This window comes from Methylocystis echinoides (assembly GCF_040687965.1).
GTDB classification, from domain to species: domain Bacteria; phylum Pseudomonadota; class Alphaproteobacteria; order Rhizobiales; family Beijerinckiaceae; genus Methylocystis; species Methylocystis echinoides_A.
Window position 1 is genome coordinate 3,035,479 of the sequence record NZ_CP156084.1, and the last position, 19,193, is coordinate 3,054,671.

The window sequence follows — 19,193 nt, forward strand, 5'->3', positions numbered from 1 at the left end:
CTAAAGTAGATCAGGTTTGGCTCCGAGCGTCCCCGGGTCTCCCGGGGGCGCTCATTACCGTTTGCAGGGTAGAAAGGCGTCTCTCATGCTGAATTGGGTCCGGTGTCTCGTCCTCTTCCTCGCGCTCCTGCCAGCGGGGCTCGCCAGCGCGGATGATTACGCGGCGGCGACCGAGGCGACCCGCAAGGGCGATTACGCCGCGGCGTTCAAGTTGCTGAAGCCCCTCGCCGAGAAGGGCGACGCCCGCGCGCAGACCGAACTCGCCGCCATGTATATGATCGGCAAGGGCGCGCCGCGCGATCCCCGGGAAGCGATCAAGTGGACAAAGCTCGCCGCCGAGCGCGGCAACGCCGCCGCTCAATACAACCTCGGCACCATGTATCTCGAAGGGCAGTTGGTCGCGCGCGATTACAAAGAAGCCATGAAGTGGAGCCTTCTCGCCGCCGGTCAGGGCGTTGCGGCGGCGCAAATGAACGTCGCCAGCATGTATTATGAAGGCGCCGGGGTTCAGCAGGATTATGGGGAGGCGGCGAAGTGGGTGCGGCTCGCGGCGGCGCAGGGCGACCCGGAGGCGCAGTTGAACCTGGGCACGATGTACGCCCAGGGCCAGGGCGTCGCCCAGGATTTCCTGCGCGGCTACATGTGGACGCATCTGGCGATCGAGCAGCCGGCGCTCGGCATGACCGAAAGCGAGAAGAAATCCGTGCACGACCTCTCCGCCAAGACCTTATCGGCGGAGGAGCTTCCCAAGGCCGAGGCGATGGCGAAGAAGTGCAGAGAGTCGAAGTTTAAAGACTGCGACTGATCGAGGGGGCCTGCGCCCCCACAACGGCCTCAGTTAGAAACGCCCCCGGACGTCTCCGGGGGCGTTTTCTTTTTTCACTATATGGACCCTCCCGATCTGTCGCTCACGGGAGCGCTCGCAAGCTCTCATTTCTTGCGAGGGGCTGATCGACGAGGGTTGTTTCAGCCCCGTTCAGCCAAGTCCGCCACCACGCCCCTCAGGTGATAAGCCTTGCGCCCGTTCATCAAGCCACTGGACGGCGGGCCGGATCCAAGGCTGGCCGGCCAACTCCGAGAGTTTTCCCCCGTTAAATTGGCCTGGCGGCGCCTGGAAAACCCAGAGCGCAATCGGCACCTTGAGTGGCGTTTGTTTCAGAAGTTTTTCCATTAGAGCGGTTTCATTTTTGAGTTATATGCATAACGTGGAAAAAATGGCAATTTTCAGCTAATGTCTCCAGTGTATTTCTGTACAGATTATGTATATATAGGTCAGAAATACTAGAAACAAAAGAGAAAAATTATCAGAATCTATTATTTGACCTTGTGTCAATGTTGCATTTGTACAACGGAGTGAGACTTGTACTTCGGCAGCGCCTGCGAAGACGTAGTTTGTCACGTGTTTGTCGTGGAGGTCGGGTCGATTGTATAAGTGTAGCCTAAAAAATAGGCATTCCTGAATTCTCAGGCTGGAGATTGAAATGTTGACTGCAAAGTGGGCAATTGGCGGCGTGGCGCTTGGCGCCTTGCTCGTGGCGACGAGCGCTCAGGCCGTCGACGTCAACGCCATCGATGCACGCCTGCGCGCGCTCGAGGCGGAAATTGCAAAATTGCGCAAGGAGGCGAAGGAAGCGAAGGCGCAGGCCGCCGCCGCCGCCTCGAAGGCGACCAATGTCGCCAACGCCGCGCATGTGAAGGGCGACAATGGGCCCCCGCCGCCACCGCCCGTCTTCGTCAGCCTGAAGAGCGGCCTTCTCGTCGAGACGGAAGACAAGGCGTACGCCTTCAAGATCGGCGGTCGCCTGTTTGTCGATGGCGGCGGCACCGCTGGGTCGCCGGGTAACGCATGGCAGTCGAACGTCGGCTTTGGTCAGGCGCGACTTGAAGTCGAAGGTCGTATGAAGCCCTGGTTCTACAAGCTTCAATTCGATTTCGCGAACCCCACGACTCAGCTTTGGAATACCAATCTACCGAACGCAAACACTGTCGGCGGACTGGCGTTCTGGTCGCGCAACTATGTTACCGACCGCAACTTCCTTTGGGGCGGATGGCGTGACGCCTATGTCGGTCTGCAAGATCCGCGGTTGTCCGCGCCTTGGCTCGCCGAACCGGTCTATTTCAAGATTGGCAGCCAGTACGAGTCATTCAGCCTGGAGGCCCTGGCGTCGTCGAAATATCGCGACACCATCGAGCGGCCGCTGGCCGTTGACGCGATTGCGCCCTTTCGTCACATCGGCATAGCCGCCGGCATGATCGGCAAGGACAATTGGACGGCTCATTTCGGCATATATTCGCTGAGCTTCCAGGATCTGAATGCGCGCCCCGTCAATACGTCGTCAGGAAACGTCGGCGTCTATGTGCCGGCCTACAGCGGCTACGGCGTCAGAAACGCCAACTGGTATCAGCCCTGGGGCGGCGGCGCTTATTGGGAGGCCACCGGCCGCGTAACCTGGGCGCCGATCTTCGATGAACATCGGCTCGTTCATATTGGCGTGGCTGGAAGCTATCATCAGCCGAATAGCGCCACCGCTTACAGTGATGACCGTAACTCGGCGCCGGGGAATCGGCTCGGGTCGGAAGCCAACGTTCTCGGGAGCAACTTCCTTGGAACGCCCGATCTTTCCTGCGGCCGCTTCCTTCAGCCGACCGTCTTCCAGACCGCCGGCACGGTCTGGAACCAGTATAACGCCGCTGGAAACTGCATTAACAATATCGAAAAGCTCGACCTCGAGGCCGCCCTGTCCTACAATAATTTCTTCGTCCAGGGCGAATGGTTGCTCGCAAACTACAACCGCAACACCTTTGCGGCGGCTGAGTTCGCGCAAGCTCAGTTGACTCAGCTGGGTGCGGCCTCGCCAGCCCAAGGAATCTACCTCTCGCCTGGCAATTCGCGCTACATCGCGAGCGGCGGCTATGTCCAGGGCGAGTGGTGGATCACCGGCGAAGAAAAATCTCGGTCGTATGATCTGAAAGACAAGAACGGCGTGACCTTCGGTCAGCTGAAGATCAAAAACCCCTTCTCCATGGGCGGATGGGGCGCCTGGGGTCTGGTCGGCCGGTGGAGCGTTCTCAACCTGAACAACGGTCCGTTCTCTGGAGGCAATATCAACAACGCCCTGTTCGTCGCGAACAACGGCTTCGGCTTGTTCGGCCCTCTGCCGGGGACCCCCGCGCAGATCGCCAATGCGACGCTTCTGCAAAACGCCATCGCCAATTCCGGCATCTACGGCGGCTATCAGCAAAACATCACGGCTGGCGTGAACTGGTATCCGGATAATGGCGTCGCCTTCCAGTTCAACGCCACGCACGTGCTGTCGCTGAAGTCGCCGCTGAACTGGAACCCGCAATCATCCTATGAGGGCGGCTCGCATCCGACCTTCCTCGAAATGCGCGCCAAGGTGTACTTCTAGTCGTCCTTGTCCCCGAAACCTGCGCCCCCCTCCCGGGGGGCGCAGTTTTTCAACCTCAATGGCGGTTGCTTATTTGTTGTCCGAGGACGCGGCGGAGCTCACCAGCTTCTCGATGACATAGAGATTGAAGCTGACGTTGGAGACAATCCCGCTGACGCAAATGGTTTTGAGCTGGTCCATTCTGTCATCGGCAGGTCTGGCGTAATCGATGATCATGACCTGTCGGCCGTTGGTCCAGACCCCATGGGTTCTTCCATCCGAACTCGTTCCCCGCAGCAGCTCCGCGTAATTGTGGTCGGAAATATATTTCTCCGCTTTGGCGCGATCGACGCAACCTGCAATCGGCTCATCGGCCGGCTTTTGCTGAGCAGATTGGGCCCTGACGCCAGGGCAGGCGAAAGCGATAAACACAGCACATGTCAGCAGCCCGAGTTTTTTCATACGCTCACTCCGGATTGTTGCGCCGGACAGCCAAGGGGGTTGAGATGAGGCCACATTATCTCCCTTTCGCGCCCCTCAGAAGCGATGAAGCGCCGATGGACTGATCTAAGGCCACAAAAGTCGACCTTGGCGAAAACCGTTGACCGCGGCGCGCGCTTCCTGTAGCAACAAACCGCTGCGCCGCAGCATGAGGCTGCTCCAGCCGCGTAGATCGGACAAACGCCTTCGGGCGTCCGACCAGCTGTCGAGCCTCCTTCACATTCCCAGACGACGGCCCGATACGCGGGGCAGGTCTCCCTTTTACCGGATCGACCCCACCGCGCGCTTGAACGCCCGCCGCGGCGCGATTCCCTTATGAAAGACGCTCAGTGACCAATTTTTCCGATCTTGGCCTTGCCGAGATTCTGCTTCGCGCCCTCGCTCGCGAAGGCTATGAGACCCCGACTTCCATTCAGGCCCAGGCGATTCCTTATCTTCTGCAGGGCCGCGATCTCCTCGGCATCGCCCAGACCGGCACCGGCAAGACGGCGGCCTTCGCCCTGCCGATTCTGGAACGCTTGATCGCCGACCGGCGCCGGCCGGCGCCCTTTACCGCGCGGGCGCTGGTGCTGGCCCCGACGCGCGAACTCGCCGCGCAGATCGCCGACAGCTTCCGTTCCTACGGCCAATTTCTGCGGCCGAGCGTCGGCGTCATCGTCGGCGGCGTGTCGCATCGTCCCCAAATCGACATGCTGGCGCGCGGGCTGGACGTGCTCGTCGCGACGCCGGGCCGTTTGCTCGATCATGTCGCCAGCGGCCGCATGAAGCTGGCGCAGACCGAAGTGCTGGTTCTGGATGAAGCCGATCACATGCTGGATCTCGGTTTCATCATCCCGATCCGCCAGATTGTCGCCAAGCTTCCCAAGAAGCGCCAGACGCTGTTGTTCTCCGCCACCATGCCGAAGGAGATCGCCGGCCTCGCGCAGGACATGCTGAACGATCCCGCCCAGGTCGCCGTGACGCCCGTCGCGACGACGGCGGAGCGCGTCGCGCAGCATGTGTTCCTCGTCGACGGCGGGGCGAAGCGGGACGTGCTTCTCGAATTGATGAATGACGTCGACATCTCGCGCGCCATCGTCTTCACGCGCACCAAGCGTGGCGCGGATCGCGTGGCGCAGCATCTCGACGCCGCCGGCGTCGGCGCGGAGGCGATCCACGGCAACAAGAGCCAGAGCCAGCGCATTCGCGCCCTCGACGGTTTCCGCAAGGGCCGTACGCGCGTGCTCGTCGCAACGGACATCGCCGCCCGCGGCATCGATGTCGACGGCGTGACGCATGTGGTGAATTTCGAACTTCCGGAGACGCCGGAAGCTTATGTCCATCGCATCGGCCGCACGGCGCGGGCCGGCGCCTCGGGCCGTGCGATTTCGCTTTGCGACAACGGCGAGCGGCCGCTGCTGCGCCAGATCGAGAAACTCACCCGCCAGTCGCTGCCCGTGACCGACCGCCGCAGCGACGGCGAGCGCCATGATGAGACCGCCCCGGCTCGCCGCGGCGCGCGCGGCGGCGCCCCCAAGGCCAACGGCGGCGCGCGCCATGCGCAGAAACATCCTCGCCGCGAGGGGCCGCATCGCGATGGCCCGCGCGCCGAAGGCCGCCGCCCGCCGCGCTCCGGCGCCGGTCAGAAGCGCCGCGCGCAGGGCGGTACCCATCGTCCGCACCCCACGCAGGGGTGAGGAGCGGGAGCCATACAACGGCTTCCATCAACGCATAATGAGCCCCTCGCGCCAAGGACCGCCGAAGTCGGCGTCTCGGCGCGAGGGGAGCGCATCGCCCGTTTCAGTCGTATTCATGAAAATCGGGGCCATGTCGGTAAGAGTGGTGATCATAGACCTTTCGATGGACGCCGCGGTGCATCCTGTCCCGAGGACGATCGGCGTCGACGGCGACTCTCGGCCTTTTTGAGATTGGACGTTCGGCGGCAGGCTGATCGTCTTGCAGCCACGGAAGCGGGGGCGACAGATCATCGCCGAAATCCGCCTGAGCGGCGCTGATGACAAACAAGGGGCTCGCCACCACGACAAGGGCAAGCATCAATTTAGATCGCATGTCGGCATCCTCCCAGCTTCGATAACTACGAGGATGGGACGGCGACGATCCCTTGTCCAATAGAGGGCAAAAATCTAGCTTATCGATTATTCCGATAAAACGCAGGCTTGTCGTCTCGAGAGCGTTTTCTTGCACAAGCCGCCAACCGCCTTAGATTGAGCCTGAGACATAAAAGAGCGGCGGGCGCATGTACGACCTTCTCATCATCGGCGGCGGCGTCAACGGCTGCGCCATCGCGCGCGACGCGGCGGGGCGGGGGCTTTCTGTACGACTGGTCGAGCAGAACGATCTCGCGAGCGGCACGTCATCCGCCTCGACCAAACTGATCCACGGCGGCCTGCGATATCTGGAACTCTACGAGTTCCGACTCGTGCACGAAGCGCTTGCCGAGCGCGAACTTTTGCTGGCCGCCGCGCCGCATGTCATTTGGCCGCTCAAGTTCGTTCTGCCGTACGAGAAGGGCCTGCGTCCCGTATGGATGCTGCGGGTCGGCCTGTTTCTTTACGATCATCTCGCGCGGCGCAAGCGGCTCGAGGGCTCGCACATGGTGTCGCTCAAAGGCAACGAACTCGGCGCGCCGCTGCGCGACGCTTATTCTGTTGGTTTCACTTACGCCGACTGCTGGGTCGACGACTCCCGCCTCGTCGTGCTCAATGCGCTCGACGCCAAGGAACGCGGCGCAACGATCAGCGTGGGCGAGCGGCTGATCGACGCCAGGCGAGAGAACGGACATTGGACCGCGGCCCTCGACAACGGCGTGAGAGTGGAAGCGCGCGTCCTCGTCAACGCCGCCGGACCCTGGGTGTCGCAGGTGATCGACGGCGCCCTGCATCTGCGCTCGCGCAAGCATGTGCGGCTCGTTAAAGGCTCGCATCTCGTTACGCGAAGACTCTACGAGGGCGACCACGCCTATATTCTGCAAAATCCCGACGGGCGCATTGTTTTCGCAATTCCCTATGAGCAGGACTTCACGCTTGTCGGCACGACCGACGTCGCTTTTGACGGGGCGCCAGGGCAGGTCGACATCAGCGCGTCGGAAACCGATTACCTCATCGCCGCCATCAATCACTTTCTGCGCCGGCCGCTGAACCGCGACGACATCGTCTGGAGCTATTCGGGGCTTCGGCCGCTTTACGACGACGGCTCGCTCAACGCCTCGGTCGTGACGCGCGACTACGCCTTCGATCTCGACGCTCCCGAGGGCGCGCCGCCGGCGCTGTCGATTTTCGGCGGCAAGATCACGACGTCGCGACGCCTCGCCGAACATGCGCTCGACGATCTTGCGGCCTTTCTGCCGCCGCATGGCGGAGCGTGGACGGAACGCGGCGTCTTTCCCGGCGGCGACGTGGCCTTCGACGAGTTCCTCGCGCATTTGTCGGCTGAGAAGCCGTTTCTCGGACATGCGCTCGCCCGGCGCCTCGCGCGCGCCTATGGGACGCGCGCCGAGCGTTTTCTCAAACATGCGCGGTCGATGGAGGATCTCGGCCGCGATTTCGGCTGCGGCCTTACCGAAGCCGAAGTGCGTTACCTCGTCGAAAACGAATGGGCGCGCAAGGCCGAGGACGTGTTATGGCGGCGCTCGAAGCTCGGCTTACATTTGGGCGAGGGCCAGCAGGCGGCGTTGCGGACGTTCATGGCCGCGTAATTCGAGCGCGCGCTCTTCGCAGCGTTAACCCTTCAACATTCCAGCCGCAGTCGTCACGGAAGCGCCGCCTTCCGTCACGCTGCGGGCCAGTCCCGGCGCGGCGACGGCGACGTTCTTGGCGAAAAAATGCGAAAGCGCTTCGTAGCGCTCGGCGTTGGGGTCGTTCTCGCGGCGGGCGCGTTTCGCCCCTTTCTCCAGAAGCGTCGCGCCGCGCGCGAGCGCGAAAAGTCGGAGATAGGGCGTCGCGCCGGCCAGTCCTTCCGCAGGCGACGCTTTCATCGCCTGCGCCATGTAGTCGCTTGCCTGCGCGAAGGACTCCACAGCTTCGGCGACATTGGCGTAATCGCTCTCCCGCGCAAGGGCGCGCATGTCCTCGATCTCCCGACGCACGGCGGCGCCGCCCGACATGGCGAGTTTTCGGCCGACGAGGTCAATCGCCTGAATGCCGTTCGTGCCTTCGTAGATCGCGCAAATGCGGGCGTCGCGCATGAGCTGGGCGACGCCCGTCTCTTCGATATAGCCCATGCCGCCGAAGACCTGTACGGCAAGCGACGTCGCTTCGTCGCCGATGTCGGTGGAAAACGCCTTGGCGACGGGGGTCAGCAGACTCGCGCGCTCGTCGGCTTCCTTGGCGCGCGCGGGGTCGTCGTCGCGATGGGCGCGGTCCTGCGCGGCCGTAGTCTCGAAACAGATCGCACGTGCGGCCGCCGTCAGGCTCGCCATGGTCAGGAGCATGCGCGCGACGTCGGGGTGATCGACGATGGCGCTCGTCTCCCTGGCGCCCGGCGCGCGACCCTGCCGGCGCTCGCGGGCGTAAGCGAGGGCCGCCTGACTCGCGCGCTCAGCGAGGGCGACGCCCTGCAGACCGACCGACAGGCGGGCGTTGTTCATCATCGTGAACATGCAGGCGAGGCCATTGTGCTCCTCGCCGATAAGGAAGCCGGTCGCGTCCTCATAGAGCATGGTGCAGGTTGGCGAGCCATGAATCCCGAGTTTGTGCTCGACGCCGGCGCAGCGCAACGCGTTACGCCGCGTGAAGGCGCCGCTCGCCTCGGGAAGGAATTTCGGAACCAGAAAGAGCGAAATGCCTTTCACGCCGGCGGGCGCATCGGGCAGCCGAGCCAGCACGAGGTGGATGATGTTGTCGACGAGATCGTGCTCGCCATAAGTGATGTAGATCTTCTCGCCGGTGAGGCGGTAGGAGCCGTCGCCGTTGCGCTCGGCGCGCGTGCGCAACAGCGCGAGATCGGAGCCGGCCTGCGGCTCGGTCAAATTCATCGTCCCGGTCCATTCGCCGCTGACGATCTTGCGCAGATAGGCCTCTTTGAGCGCGGCGCTGGCGTGCGCCTCGAGCGCCTCGATGGCGCCATGGCTGAGCAGCGGGCAGAGCGCGAAGGAGATGTTGGCGCCGTTCCAGATTTCCGTGCAGGCGGCGTTGAGGAGGGCGGGGAGCCCCATCCCGCCATGGTCCGGCGCCGCGGCGATGGCGTTCCAGCCGCCCTCCCGCCATTGCGCATAGGCCTCGCGCCAGCCGGGCGCTGTCGTGACGACTCCGTCCGAAAAGCGTGCGCCGATCCGGTCGCCGGCGCGGTCGAGCGGCAGTAATTGTCCCTCGGCGAATTTCGCCGCCTCGGCAAGCGTCTGTTCGGCGACGCCGCCGGAAATGTCGGCGTAGAGCCCGTCCGCTTGCAGCGCCTCCCGGCCGGCGGCGAGGCGCAGGGAAAAGATGAGGTCCTGAAGCGGCGCGCGGTAAGTCATTCCTGCCTCTCGAAGCGAATCATGCGGTGAATTTAGGGCGCCGGCGCCCTGCGCGCGCCTGCGGCGGCGCCCCGGCTTTTTCGGACGGCGTCGGCGCGGTAAAGTGCGAGACTTCGTCAACGCTTCGAGGCCGCTTGCATGCCGCTCTACGCTTTTCGTTGTCAGGACTGCGCTCATGAATTTGAAACGCTGGCGCGTTTCGAGGAGACCCCGGCCTGCCCGGCCTGCGGCGCGACCCATGTCGAGCGCCAGCTGTCGCTGATCGCCAAGCCCGCCGCTGGCGGTGACGCCGGACCCGGCGAGAGCTGCGCCGCCATGAGCGGGGGCGCGCCCTGTCCGAGCTGTCCGGCGCTCGCCGGTTGACGGACGCGGAGAGCCTGCTTGGCGCGCGCCGCATCCTCGTTTCCGCCAATGGGCTGACCTTCGAGGTCTTCGAGGCGGGGGAGGGGGAGCGGCTGGCGCTGCTGCTGCACGGCTTTCCCGAAACAGCCGTGATGTGGCGCCATCTCGTCGCGCCGCTCGTCGCCAAGGGTTACCGGGTCTGGGCCGTCAATCAGCGCGGCTATGGCGCCACCACCCGGCCGCGCAGTCGCGAAGACTATGCACTGGCCGCGCTCACGGGCGACGTCGCGGCGCTGATCGACGCCTCTGGGGCGCCGTCGGTTACGCTCATCGGCCACGACTGGGGCGGCATGGTCGCCTGGGTCGTGGCGATCCGCAAGCTGCGGCCGCTAGACCGGCTTGTCGTCATCAATATTCCGCATCCGCTCTGTTTCCGGGCCGCGCTGCGGGGCTTTCGGCAGAAGCTGAAATCCGCCTACGCCGCTTTCTTCCAGATTCCCGTTCTGCCCGACTGGCTGCTCTCCGCCGGACAGGGTTATCTGACGGGGCTTCTCGTCCGCGTCGCGGCCCGCCGCGCCGAAGCGATTCCGCCGAAAGTGCTGGCGCTTTACCGCGATAACGCCGCCGCCCCCGGCGGCGCGACCGCCATGCTCAACTGGTATCGCGCGGCCGGGCGGGAACTCTTCGCGGCCGCCGACCTCGCCGCGCCGATTGACGTTCCTGTCCTTGTCGTCTGGGGAACCGACGACGCCGCCTTGGCGTTAGTTTGCCTGGAGGGGACCGACCGCTACGCCCGTCAGCTTCGGATCGAGCTTCTCCCAGGCGTGAGCCATTTCTCGCCCGAGGACGCGCCGGAGAAGCTCGTTGCGTTGATGGAGAATTTCCTTTAATGCGCGCTTTCCCGTCAATAATCGGGTCTGGGCCGATATCGACGGTTGACTTGCCGCACTTTCGTGAGAATCTCCCGTACTTCGGACTCGGGTCCGAAAAGAGCTTTCCGCGCCTGAAACGGCGCTATTTTTTGATCACGGCCGAGCGTTTCGGCCACTCGAAGGAGAACGATCCATTCGCAGGCCAATGAAGAGCATCGCGGCGCCGCAGAAGGAAGGGCCCCGCACCAACCGCGAGATTCGCGCGCGAGAAGTGCAGCTGATTGATTCCGAAGGCAAGAATCACGGCGTCGTTCAATTGCTGGACGCGCTGAGCTTGGCGGAGCAGGCGGGCCTCGACCTCGTCGAGATCGCGCCGAACTCCACGCCCCCCGTCTGCAAGATCCTCGATTACGGACGCTTCCGCTTCGCCGAGCAGAAGAAGGCCGCCGAGGCGCGCAAGAAGCAGAAGGTGGTCGAGGTCAAGGAAATCAAGCTGCGTCCCGGCATTGACGAGCATGATTACGACGTCAAGATGAAGGCGGTGCGCCGGTTCTTCGAGGAGGGAGACAAGGTCAAGGTGACGTTGCGCTTCCGCGGCCGCGAGATCGCCCACCAGGACATTGGCTATCGTCTGCTCACGCGCGTGAAGGCGGAGACGGCGACCCTCGCCAAGGTCGAGCTCGAGCCCTCCATGGAAGGGCGGCAGATGGTGATGGTTCTGGCGCCGAGATGATAATAGCGCTCGCCGGCGCGCCGGCGGGTTTGAAGGGGGCTGTTTGAGAATGTCGATTGCGCCGTCCTGGACTGTCATTGCTCGGGCGGCGGGGGCAGCCGTCTTTTTATGCGCCTCTGCGCCGACGGCTCCCGCACAGATGGCGCTCCCCGGAGCTGTGGAGCCGACGCCCGAAGGCACGGTGACCTCGCCGGGACGACCCAAGAAAAAACTGAGCAGCGGCGAGATGGGGTCGGCGCGCGGCCCCGTTGTCATGCCCAAGGCGCCCTCTGAGGACACGATCCTCGGCAAGACGCTGAAGCTCGACGGCAATGGCAGCTCCATCGAAGTCGCCCGCAACGGCTCCGATTTGCAAGCGATAAAACTTACGCTCGTCGGCGACCGACTCACGCGCTCGGGCGAAGCCTGCCGCGTCGATGTCACCGGCATGCCGCTGAAACTGACGCCGCGCGACAGCGGCGCCGGGCTGCGTCGTTACCAGATCGCCTCCCTGGCGGCCTGTCCCTTCACCTTCGACGTTCTCGACGGCGCCATCCTCGTGACCAATGAGGGCAAGGCCTGCGAGATCAAGGAGGCCGACTGCCGCGCCGATCCCAGCGGTCTGTGGGGCATGCCCGAAAACGAGTTCGATCCGAAGAAGGCCGAGGAAATGCTCGGCGCCCGCGCCAGCGTCGAGAAAACGGTGCGCTCCGATTTCCGCGCGCTCTACGACCGCAACAGCAAGGACAAGCCGGTCCGCAGCTTCGTGGTGAAGGAGCAGGCGGGCTTTTCGTCCTGGCGCGAGGAAGTCTGCCGCTCCTACGCGAGGGAATCCGATTTCGGCTATTGCGCCTTGCGCCTGACCGAAGCCCGCGTCATCGCGCTCGGCGCGCAGCTCGCGGGCGGCGTGAAGCTGCCCGAGGGTTATGCGGAGACGGTCGCCGCCGAGGAGACCGCTGCAAAGGCGAAGAAAAAGTAACGCGCGTCGTCGCAAGGGATGCTTCGAGACGCCGCCTCCGGCGGCTCCTCAGCATGAGGAGCGCGAGGGTCTTTGCATCATAGACCCAGGCCTCATCCTGGGACCGAGCGAAGCTCGCGTCTCGAAGGACAATTGCCGCTTCGGCAGTTTGTATGCTCGCCTCAGCCGCCCTTGCGCATCAGCATCCCGCGCGCCGGATCATAGGCGATAATCGCGCCGACCATGAACAGGCTCGTATAAGCCAACACGACGGCGAGCGAGGTCCACTCGACCTGTTGATAGAAGGCGAAGCGGATGAGCTCCACGGCGTGGGTGAAGGGATTCGCCAGACAGACATAATAGAGCCACGGGCTCGACTCCTTCACGCGCCAGAGCGGATAAAGCGCGGAGGAGGCGAAGAACATCGGGAAGATCACGAAGTTCATCACGCCCGCGAAATTCTCGAGCTGCTTGATCAGCGACGACAGCAGCATCCCCAGCGCGCCGAGCATGAGCCCGGCGAGGGCGAGCGCCGGCAGCACGGTGAGATAGCCCCATTTCGTCGGCGGCTCGATCTCCCAGAAGTAAGCAATGAGGAGAAAAGCATAGACCTGCAGGATCGACACCGCGACGCCCGCCATCAATTTCGCGCCGAGCAGGAACCAGCGCGGAAAGGGCGACACGAGCAAAGTGCGCATATTGCCCATCTCGCGGTCGTAGACCATGGAGAGCGACGACTGCATGCCGTTGAAGAGCTGGATCATCGCCATGAGGCCGGGCGCGATATAGACCTCGTAGAGCACATAGGTCTCATAGGGCGGGATGATCGAGACGCCGAGCACCTGCCGAAAGCCGGCCGCGAAGATGAAGAGCCAGACGAGCGGCCGCACCAGCGCCGAGACGAAACGCTCGCGCTGATGCAGGAAGCGCAAGCCCTCGCGCCAGATGACGCCCATGAGACAGATGAGATATTGGCGGGGCGTAAAGCCGCCCTCGCTCGGCGTGTTCATCCCTAACCCTCTGAGCGGGCGTCGACGCCCGTGATCCTTGCGAAGGCGGCGCCGATCGTGTCGGCGCCGCTTTGCGCGACAACGTCGGCAGCGCGCCCCGTCGCGAGCACCTTGCCCTGATGCAGAATGACGACCGGATCATCCTCCGCGATTTCGTCGATAAGATGCGTCGTCCACAAAACGCCGAGCCCCTCGTCGCGCACGAGGCCGCGCACATGGGCGAGGAGATCGGCGCGGGCCTTGATGTCGAGGCCGACGGTGGGTTCGTCCAGCAGCAACAGGCGCGGCTTGTGCAACAAGGCGCGGGCGATTTCGACGCGGCGCATCTGACCGCCGGAGAGCGCGCGCGCCTTGTCATTGGCGCGCTCGGCGAGCCCCGCGCGTGCGAGCGCCTCGAGCCCGAGACGGCGCGCCTCGAGCGGACCGATCCCATGCAGCGCCGCGTGATAAATCAAATTCTGCATGAGGCTCAATTCGAGATCGAGCGTGCGCGCCTGAAAAACCACGCCGAGCCGCCGCAGCGCCGCCCCCGGCGCGCGCATGACGTCGGCGCCCAGAATCTCGATCTCGCCGCTTCGCGCCGCATAGAGCCGGGTGACCAGCGAAAACAGCGTGCTCTTGCCCGCGCCGTTCAATCCGAGCAGCACGGTGAAACTGCCGGGCGCGACGGTGAAGGAGACGTCGTCGAGCGCCTTGCGCGTCCCGTAGGAATGGCTGACGTTCTTGATGTTGAGGGCGGGGACGCTCATGACCGCGCCGCTCTCATTGCGGCGCGACCACGACGCCCCAGGGAAAGGAGCCGACAGGGATCGACTTTAAGACCTTGAGACTGGCGACGTCGATCACCGAGACGTCGTTGGAGACGCCATTGGCCGTGATGAGATATTTCTCGTCCGGCGTGAAGGCCAGATGCCAGACGCGCTGACCCACGAGGAGATATTTTTCGATTTTCTTTGTCTCGGCGTCGATCACTGCGACGCGGTTGGCGGGGCCCAGCGCCACGAAGGCGCGCTTGCCGTCCTTGGTGATGGAAATGCCGATGGGCTGAATCGCCTCTTTCGACATGCCGGGAATTTCGAAGCTGATCTTCTGCTTCAACTCACGCTTGACGGGATCGATGACGGCGACCGTCCCGCCCACCTCGGAGGACACCCAAAGCTCGGAGCCGTCCTTTTTGAATTCGGCGAAGCGCGGGCGTCCGTCGACGAGGATATTGGCGACGATCTGCTTCGTCTGCGTATCGATGAGATGCGCCATATTTGTCGTTTCGGACGTATTCACGAGCAGCTTGCCGTCCGGGCTCACCGCCATCCCTTCGGGCTCGACGCCGACCGGAATGTCGCCGATCTGCTCCTTGCGCTTCACGTCGATCATCGTGACGAGATTGTCGTTTTCATTCGAGACGTAAATCGTGTCGCCGCCGGGGCTGAGCGCGAGCAACTCCGGATCGGGACCGGACGGCAGCTTGCCCGTAAGCTTCAGGGTCTTGGTGTCGAGCACCTGAATGGCGTCGTCGTCTCCGGCGCAGATGTAAAGCTCGGAGCCGTCCTTGTTGAGGGCGATTCCGCGCGGACGCCGCCCCACTTTCACCGTCGCCGTGGCTTGCAGCTTGTCGGTGTCGATGACGGTGATGGAGTTGCCCTTCTCGTTGCTGACATAGGCCGTGTAGGCGTTCGCCGGCGGCAGGGGGGCGCAAATGAGCGCCGCGGCGCAGGGCAGGCACAGGGAAAAGGTTTTCTTCATTTCAACCTGCATTTCGTTTCGGGCTGATCAAAGCCCAGCGTGTCGAGTTCGCTCACCTGATGCAGGAAGCCTTCCTGCGGGGAGACGGAGACGGTCATGCGGCCGTCGGAGAGAAGGATCGGCTGACGTAACTGCTGGTTCCACACGCGCAGCGTCTGCCGCACGCCCTTGAACGCCGCGATCGAGAACTCGGGGCCTATCATGAATGCGCGCAGCTTTTCGGGATCGTCGGAATTGGCGCGCGTCGCCGCTTCGCCGACCATGCGCATGGCGAGCCAGGCGTTGTTGTCGCGCGCATTCATCAGGCGGCGGAACGTCGCCATGAAACGGTTCTGCAATTGATGCGCGCCCCATTGCTCGTGAGCCGCGTCCCAGTTCGTGGGATAGAGGCCGGCCGAACCCGCGACGGGACGCGGATCCCATGTGCGATAGGGAAGATAGCCGGCGAACACGTCGCTCTCGTCGACGGCGAGCAGCGCGTCATAAGCGGCCGCGTTCTGAGTGAGCGCCGGCATCTGACGCTGCGTCTGCACCGAGCCGGAGTCGCTGCGCCTCCCGCCGCCGGTGTCTTCATAGACGCGTTCTTCGACGATCTTTGCGCCGAATTTTTTCGCCGCGCGGCGATAGGCCTGCGCCAGCAACTCGTCTTCCGGATGCGAACCCTTGATGAGCAGCCATTTGCGCCACTGCTTCCAGACGAGATATTGCGCAAGTCCGTCGGCGAGCATGGCGCGCGACGGCGCCACATGGATCACATTGGCGCGGCAGTCCTCTTCGCGCAGCCGCTCGTCCGGCGCCGACACGTTGAACAGCAGCGCGCCTTTCGCCTTGGCGCGTTCGCTCGCCGCAAGCAGGCGATCGGCCGAGAGGTCGGCGATGATGAAACGCGCGCCTTTGTCGACGAGCGCATCGACCGCGCCGCCAACGTCGGCCTCCGCATCGAGCTTCTCGTCGATCGCCTGGTACGATTGATTGGTGAATTTGCCGGTGGTGTTATTGTCCGCCGCGCCGAGAAGGGCGCCGGCGAGCGTGTCGTCGGCGGCGGGAATGTCGAGAATGGAGAGCGTCTCGCGGGAATGCTCCTGTCGCAGAACGCCGACTTTGAGGGCGAGCGTCTCCGCCGTGGCGGGCGCGGCGGCAAGCAGCAGAAAGAAAGCGGCGGCGAGGCTTTTCATGCCTCCTAAATGGCCGCTTTGGCGCGCGGGATCAAGTCACGTCTCCCGCGCGCTGGCGCGAGGATCAGCGGGTGACGCGCAGCACCGCCTTGCCCTGCTTGGAAGCGAATTCCTTATCGTCGAGCGTTCCGTCGTTATCCGGATCGGCGCCCTTGAAGAGCGAGGAGACAGCCGAGAGGAATTCATCCTTGGTGAGCGTCCCGTCCTTGTCCGGATCGGCGGAGGCGAAGGCCTCCTTGCTCAGGCGGCCCTGGAGCTCCTTCTTGTCCAGCGTGCCGTCATTGTCCTTCTCGAGCTTGCCGAACAGCGCTTCCGCCGCCTTGTTCAGCTCGTTCAAATCGACGGTCGAGTCATTGTCCGTATCGAGCGTCGCGACAGGCGAAGCCTTGGGCGCCTTTTTTGCGAGCGCCGGCGAGAGCGGCGCCGCCAGCACCGCGGAAAGCGCGACTGCGCCGGCGAGAAGCAATTTGTTCACTCTCATTGTCAGCTCCGTATTCGGGAAGAACGCCCAAGATATATTGGAGCTGCGCGCGCTTCGCCAGTAGCGCGCCGTGCGACAAAAAAAGGCGGCCCCGAGAGGCCGCCCAGTCAGTCGAGGTCAGTAGGTGAACGTGATGCCACCGTATATACCCGTCGGCGGGCCGAGCGAGACCATCCGCGGATTGGTGTAGGTCAGGAAGGCGATGTCGTTCGTGTCGAACCACGTGCCGAAGGTCCGAGCCCGGGTGTTGGTGACATTCTCGAACAGACCGTAGACCTGCAGGTTCGGCGTGATCTGGTAAGAGGTCCGCAGATTGAGGAAGGTGTAGGACGGGAGCCTGGCGCCAATGTTGATCTCGTCGCCGCGGATGTAGGAGCCTGCCGTATATTGCACGTCCGCGCCTACTCTCCACTGTGGGGTAACCGCGTAGTCGGCGCCGGCCTTGAAGCGGTGGGGCGCAACGGACGACAGATTAGCCCCCGGCGTCACCATGATCGAGCCGTTGCCGTAAAGCTGCGCCAGCGGATTATCCGGGGCCCCGAGCACGATGTTCGACCGAAAGGTCGCGATCGTCATCGTATAGTTCATATAGGCGGAGAGGCGTTCGTCGCCGTAGCGAAGCGCAACCTCGACGCCTTCGCGGCGGGTCGCGCCGGCGTTGGTGAAATAGCCGCGGCCGTTGATGGAGCTCGGCACCGCCAGAATGTCGTTGAAGTTGTTCGTGCGGTAGACGCCGGCGCTCCATGTCAGCAGACCGGGGAAATAGTCGCCGCCATAGGGCAGAACCTTCGGGACCTCGACCGTGCCCCGCATGCCGAGTTCCGTCGTGTTCGATTCGACCTGCTTGAGCGGCGGATCGGCGACGAGGAAGGTGTCGATGAGGCAGGGACGCGCTGGATCGGCGCAACCGAGCTCCAGCGGCGTCGGCGCGCGATTGGCTTCCGAATAGCTGCCATAGGCGAAGGTGTTCGGCAGCACCTCATAGGTCGCGCCAGCGATGGGATTGATGCGGGTATAAACGTCCGCGCCGTTGAGCGCCGTGCCGCGCAGGTCGTAAAGGCTGACGCCCGCGCGGTTGAAGCGCGCGCCCGCGGTGATTTTCAGCCGGTCGGTGACGTCGAGCGTATCGAGCGCATAGACGCCGAGATAGGAGTTGCCCGCGGTGACGTTGACGGGGGCGACGCCGCTCCCGGGCTCATCGACATAATAGTTGAAGCCGTTCACATAGAGATTGGCCGGTATGACGCCGAGCTCCTGGCTGGCGGCAAAATATGACCAGCCTTGATCCAGACTCGCGCCAAACGTGATTTTGTTGTGGAAGCCGAAAAAGACGTCCTCATTCGTCGCCTGCACCGTGCCGCCGATCGTGCGCGACCTTGTCCACGTGCGGTCGACCGCGCCGAGCTGAACCTGCCCGTTGAAGAAATTGGGAATCGAGGTCGGATTCCCGAGATCGTTTTCGCAGAAGGGTTCTGGATCCTCCCCTTCCTCCGGCGGCTCACACTCGAATTCGGTCGTATTGCCGTCGACGCGGGCCTGATCGAAGGCGCGGTAATGGACGTCGCCAAAAAGCTTCCACGTCGGACTCGCCTGAACGTTGCCGTTGAGGTCGAACATCGACAGCGTGTTCTTTTGCGACTGCGGCGTCGTGTAGACAGCCCAGGAATTGCGCGTCACGTCCTCCACCGGCGCGGGACCGGTGCCGTTGATCTTGTTGCCCGCGAGCGTCATGTTGGCGTGAATTTCGCCGCTGTCGCCGCGATAGCCGATGTCGCCGTAGAGCCGCTTGATATGCGCGCCCGAAAAGTAGCGGTAGCCGTTGTCGCCCAAGGCCTCCATGGCGAGATAGCCGGCGTAGGGGCCGGCCTGCACGCCATATTGGGCGTAGCCCTGCCGGCGGCCGCGGCTACCGCCGCGCCCGTCGATTTCGAATCCTTGGTAGGTGAAGCCATTCTTCATATCGAGCACCACAGCGCCGCCGATGGCGTTGAGGCCGAAGAGCGGGTTGCCGGTGACGACAGTGGAGCGATCGATCGCGATATTGGGAATCATATCCCAATAGACGTTGTCGCCCCAGGCCTCGTTGATACGGATGCCGTTCTGATAGACGGCGAGGCCCTGCGGCGTGCCGGCGATGGGCGAGGCCACGAAGCCGCGGAAATCCACTTCCGGCTGAAGCGGATTGCCGGCGACGTCATTGACGCTGACGCCCGGCGCCTGACGAAACAGATTGTTGACGACTTCGAAGCCGCGCGTGTTCTGCAGCTCTTTCGAAGACAGCGTGTAGGTCGCCGCCGGGACAGCGTATTGGACGACGACGGGCGAGACGGGGGCGACTTCAGCGCTTGGCGCCGGCGTCGGCGTCGCCCGCGCTGCGGCGGGGCGGCTCGGGCCCTGGGCTGTGGAAGGTTTCGCGGGGCGCGGCGTCGTGGAGCGGAGCGGCGCGCCGCCGACTTCGATGGTCGGGAGCGTTTGCTGCGCCAGCGCCGTCGACGACAAGAGCACGGCGCTGAGAGCGGTCAAAGATCTGAGTCGAGCCATTTGCCGGGTCAACGTTA

Annotated in this window: 18 protein-coding genes; 8 read left to right on the top strand and 10 right to left on the bottom strand. The window is 63.7% G+C overall.

What is annotated here, in order from left to right; translation table 11 throughout:
* The first annotated feature begins 85 nt into the window (after positions 1-85).
* On the top strand, positions 86-805 hold the full coding sequence (locus tag RVU70_RS14925; protein ID WP_363347646.1) for a tetratricopeptide repeat protein: 720 nt from the start codon (positions 86-88) through the stop codon (positions 803-805).
* Positions 806-976: 171 nt separating this feature from the next.
* Here RVU70_RS14925 and RVU70_RS14930 read toward each other — a convergent pair whose 3' ends face one another.
* Positions 977-1,171 (bottom strand): hypothetical protein, encoded by a 195-nt coding sequence (locus RVU70_RS14930; RefSeq protein ID WP_363347648.1) that lies wholly within the window; start codon positions 1,169-1,171, stop codon positions 977-979.
* A 310-nt stretch (positions 1,172-1,481) separates the two neighbouring features.
* Between RVU70_RS14930 and RVU70_RS14935 the strand changes: the two genes are divergently transcribed.
* Positions 1,482-3,410, top strand: a complete 1,929-nt coding sequence (locus RVU70_RS14935; protein ID WP_363347650.1) for a porin — start codon at positions 1,482-1,484, stop codon at positions 3,408-3,410.
* 69 nt (positions 3,411-3,479) lie between these two features.
* Here the strand turns inward: RVU70_RS14935 and RVU70_RS14940 are convergent, their stop codons facing one another.
* Positions 3,480-3,851: a hypothetical protein gene (locus RVU70_RS14940; protein WP_363347652.1), complete on the bottom strand. Its 372-nt coding sequence runs from the start codon at positions 3,849-3,851 to the stop codon at positions 3,480-3,482.
* Between the two features lie 368 nt (positions 3,852-4,219).
* On the opposite strand from RVU70_RS14940, the gene RVU70_RS14945 reads away from it, so the two are divergent.
* The gene (locus RVU70_RS14945; RefSeq protein ID WP_363347654.1) at positions 4,220-5,566 is read left to right on the top strand and encodes a DEAD/DEAH box helicase; all 1,347 of its coding nucleotides are present in this window, start codon (positions 4,220-4,222) and stop codon (positions 5,564-5,566) included.
* Between the two features lie 103 nt (positions 5,567-5,669).
* On the opposite strand, the gene RVU70_RS14950 is transcribed toward RVU70_RS14945, so the two are convergent.
* A complete protein-coding gene (locus tag RVU70_RS14950) occupies positions 5,670-5,939 on the bottom strand; it encodes a hypothetical protein (RefSeq protein ID WP_363347656.1) in 270 nt (89 codons plus the stop codon).
* A 187-nt stretch (positions 5,940-6,126) separates the two neighbouring features.
* Here RVU70_RS14950 and glpD point away from each other — a divergent pair, with 187 nt between their 5' ends.
* On the top strand, positions 6,127-7,584 hold the full coding sequence (glpD, locus tag RVU70_RS14955; protein ID WP_363347658.1) for a glycerol-3-phosphate dehydrogenase: 1,458 nt from the start codon (positions 6,127-6,129) through the stop codon (positions 7,582-7,584).
* A 24-nt stretch (positions 7,585-7,608) separates the two neighbouring features.
* Here glpD and RVU70_RS14960 read toward each other — a convergent pair whose 3' ends face one another.
* Positions 7,609-9,342: an acyl-CoA dehydrogenase gene (locus tag RVU70_RS14960; RefSeq protein ID WP_363347660.1), complete on the bottom strand. Its 1,734-nt coding sequence runs from the start codon at positions 9,340-9,342 to the stop codon at positions 7,609-7,611.
* A gap of 138 nt (positions 9,343-9,480) precedes the next feature.
* Here RVU70_RS14960 and RVU70_RS14965 point away from each other — a divergent pair, with 138 nt between their 5' ends.
* The 4 genes from RVU70_RS14965 (at position 9,481) to RVU70_RS14980 (ending at position 12,247) form a co-directional block, all read left to right on the top strand.
* Positions 9,481-9,705 (top strand): zinc ribbon domain-containing protein, encoded by a 225-nt coding sequence (locus RVU70_RS14965; protein ID WP_363347662.1) that lies wholly within the window; start codon positions 9,481-9,483, stop codon positions 9,703-9,705.
* The gene (locus tag RVU70_RS14970) at positions 9,702-10,574 is read left to right on the top strand and encodes an alpha/beta fold hydrolase (RefSeq protein WP_363347664.1); all 873 of its coding nucleotides are present in this window, start codon (positions 9,702-9,704) and stop codon (positions 10,572-10,574) included. The genes RVU70_RS14965 and RVU70_RS14970 overlap by 4 nt, the downstream gene beginning before the upstream one ends.
* A gap of 187 nt (positions 10,575-10,761) precedes the next feature.
* Positions 10,762-11,289 carry a translation initiation factor IF-3 gene (gene infC, locus RVU70_RS14975; protein ID WP_363347666.1) on the top strand — a complete coding sequence of 176 codons (528 nt, stop codon included), beginning with the start codon at positions 10,762-10,764 and terminating at the stop codon, positions 11,287-11,289.
* 139 nt (positions 11,290-11,428) lie between these two features.
* Entirely contained in the window at positions 11,429-12,247 is an 819-nt protein-coding gene (locus tag RVU70_RS14980; RefSeq protein ID WP_363347668.1) for a hypothetical protein, read from the top strand.
* Positions 12,248-12,408: 161 nt separating this feature from the next.
* On the opposite strand, the gene RVU70_RS14985 is transcribed toward RVU70_RS14980, so the two are convergent.
* From RVU70_RS14985 to RVU70_RS15010, 6 genes are all read right to left on the bottom strand, one after another.
* On the bottom strand, positions 12,409-13,236 hold the full coding sequence (locus tag RVU70_RS14985; protein ID WP_363347670.1) for an ABC transporter permease: 828 nt from the start codon (positions 13,234-13,236) through the stop codon (positions 12,409-12,411).
* A gap of 2 nt (positions 13,237-13,238) precedes the next feature.
* Positions 13,239-13,985 carry an ABC transporter ATP-binding protein gene (locus tag RVU70_RS14990; RefSeq protein WP_363347672.1) on the bottom strand — a complete coding sequence of 249 codons (747 nt, stop codon included), beginning with the start codon at positions 13,983-13,985 and terminating at the stop codon, positions 13,239-13,241.
* Between the two features lie 13 nt (positions 13,986-13,998).
* The gene (locus tag RVU70_RS14995; RefSeq protein ID WP_363347674.1) at positions 13,999-14,979 is read right to left on the bottom strand and encodes a YVTN family beta-propeller repeat protein; all 981 of its coding nucleotides are present in this window, start codon (positions 14,977-14,979) and stop codon (positions 13,999-14,001) included.
* Entirely contained in the window at positions 14,976-16,154 is a 1,179-nt protein-coding gene (locus tag RVU70_RS15000; protein ID WP_363347676.1) for an ABC transporter substrate-binding protein, read from the bottom strand. The genes RVU70_RS14995 and RVU70_RS15000 overlap by 4 nt, the downstream gene beginning before the upstream one ends.
* 64 nt (positions 16,155-16,218) lie before the next feature.
* Positions 16,219-16,635, bottom strand: coding sequence for an EF-hand domain-containing protein (locus RVU70_RS15005; RefSeq protein WP_405044811.1), 417 nt, complete (start codon positions 16,633-16,635; stop codon positions 16,219-16,221).
* Positions 16,636-16,752: 117 nt separating this feature from the next.
* On the bottom strand, positions 16,753-19,158 hold the full coding sequence (locus RVU70_RS15010) for a TonB-dependent receptor (protein WP_363347678.1): 2,406 nt from the start codon (positions 19,156-19,158) through the stop codon (positions 16,753-16,755).
* Between the last annotated feature and the right edge of the window lie 35 nt (positions 19,159-19,193).

Excerpts from the sequence above, each read along its gene's own strand:
- RVU70_RS14965 (WP_363347662.1), top strand. The coding sequence starts at position 9,481 with ATGCCGCTCTACGCTTTTCGTTGTCAGGACTGCGCTCATGAATTTGAA.
- RVU70_RS14985 (WP_363347670.1), bottom strand. The coding sequence starts at position 13,236 with ATGAACACGCCGAGCGAGGGCGGCTTTACGCCCCGCCAATATCTCATC.
- RVU70_RS14960 (WP_363347660.1), bottom strand. The coding sequence starts at position 9,342 with ATGACTTACCGCGCGCCGCTTCAGGACCTCATCTTTTCCCTGCGCCTC.
- RVU70_RS15000 (WP_363347676.1), bottom strand. The coding sequence starts at position 16,154 with ATGAAAAGCCTCGCCGCCGCTTTCTTTCTGCTGCTTGCCGCCGCGCCC.
- RVU70_RS14940 (WP_363347652.1), bottom strand. The coding sequence starts at position 3,851 with ATGAAAAAACTCGGGCTGCTGACATGTGCTGTGTTTATCGCTTTCGCC.
- RVU70_RS14950 (WP_363347656.1), bottom strand. The coding sequence starts at position 5,939 with ATGCGATCTAAATTGATGCTTGCCCTTGTCGTGGTGGCGAGCCCCTTG.
- glpD (WP_363347658.1), top strand. The coding sequence starts at position 6,127 with ATGTACGACCTTCTCATCATCGGCGGCGGCGTCAACGGCTGCGCCATC.
- RVU70_RS14980 (WP_363347668.1), top strand. The coding sequence starts at position 11,429 with ATGGCGCTCCCCGGAGCTGTGGAGCCGACGCCCGAAGGCACGGTGACC.
- RVU70_RS14925 (WP_363347646.1), top strand. The coding sequence starts at position 86 with ATGCTGAATTGGGTCCGGTGTCTCGTCCTCTTCCTCGCGCTCCTGCCA.
- RVU70_RS15005 (WP_405044811.1), bottom strand. The coding sequence starts at position 16,635 with ATGAGAGTGAACAAATTGCTTCTCGCCGGCGCAGTCGCGCTTTCCGCG.
- RVU70_RS14990 (WP_363347672.1), bottom strand. The coding sequence starts at position 13,985 with ATGAGCGTCCCCGCCCTCAACATCAAGAACGTCAGCCATTCCTACGGG.
- infC (WP_363347666.1), top strand. The coding sequence starts at position 10,762 with ATGAAGAGCATCGCGGCGCCGCAGAAGGAAGGGCCCCGCACCAACCGC.
- RVU70_RS14935 (WP_363347650.1), top strand. The coding sequence starts at position 1,482 with ATGTTGACTGCAAAGTGGGCAATTGGCGGCGTGGCGCTTGGCGCCTTG.
- RVU70_RS14930 (WP_363347648.1), bottom strand. The coding sequence starts at position 1,171 with ATGGAAAAACTTCTGAAACAAACGCCACTCAAGGTGCCGATTGCGCTC.
- RVU70_RS14995 (WP_363347674.1), bottom strand. The coding sequence starts at position 14,979 with ATGAAGAAAACCTTTTCCCTGTGCCTGCCCTGCGCCGCGGCGCTCATT.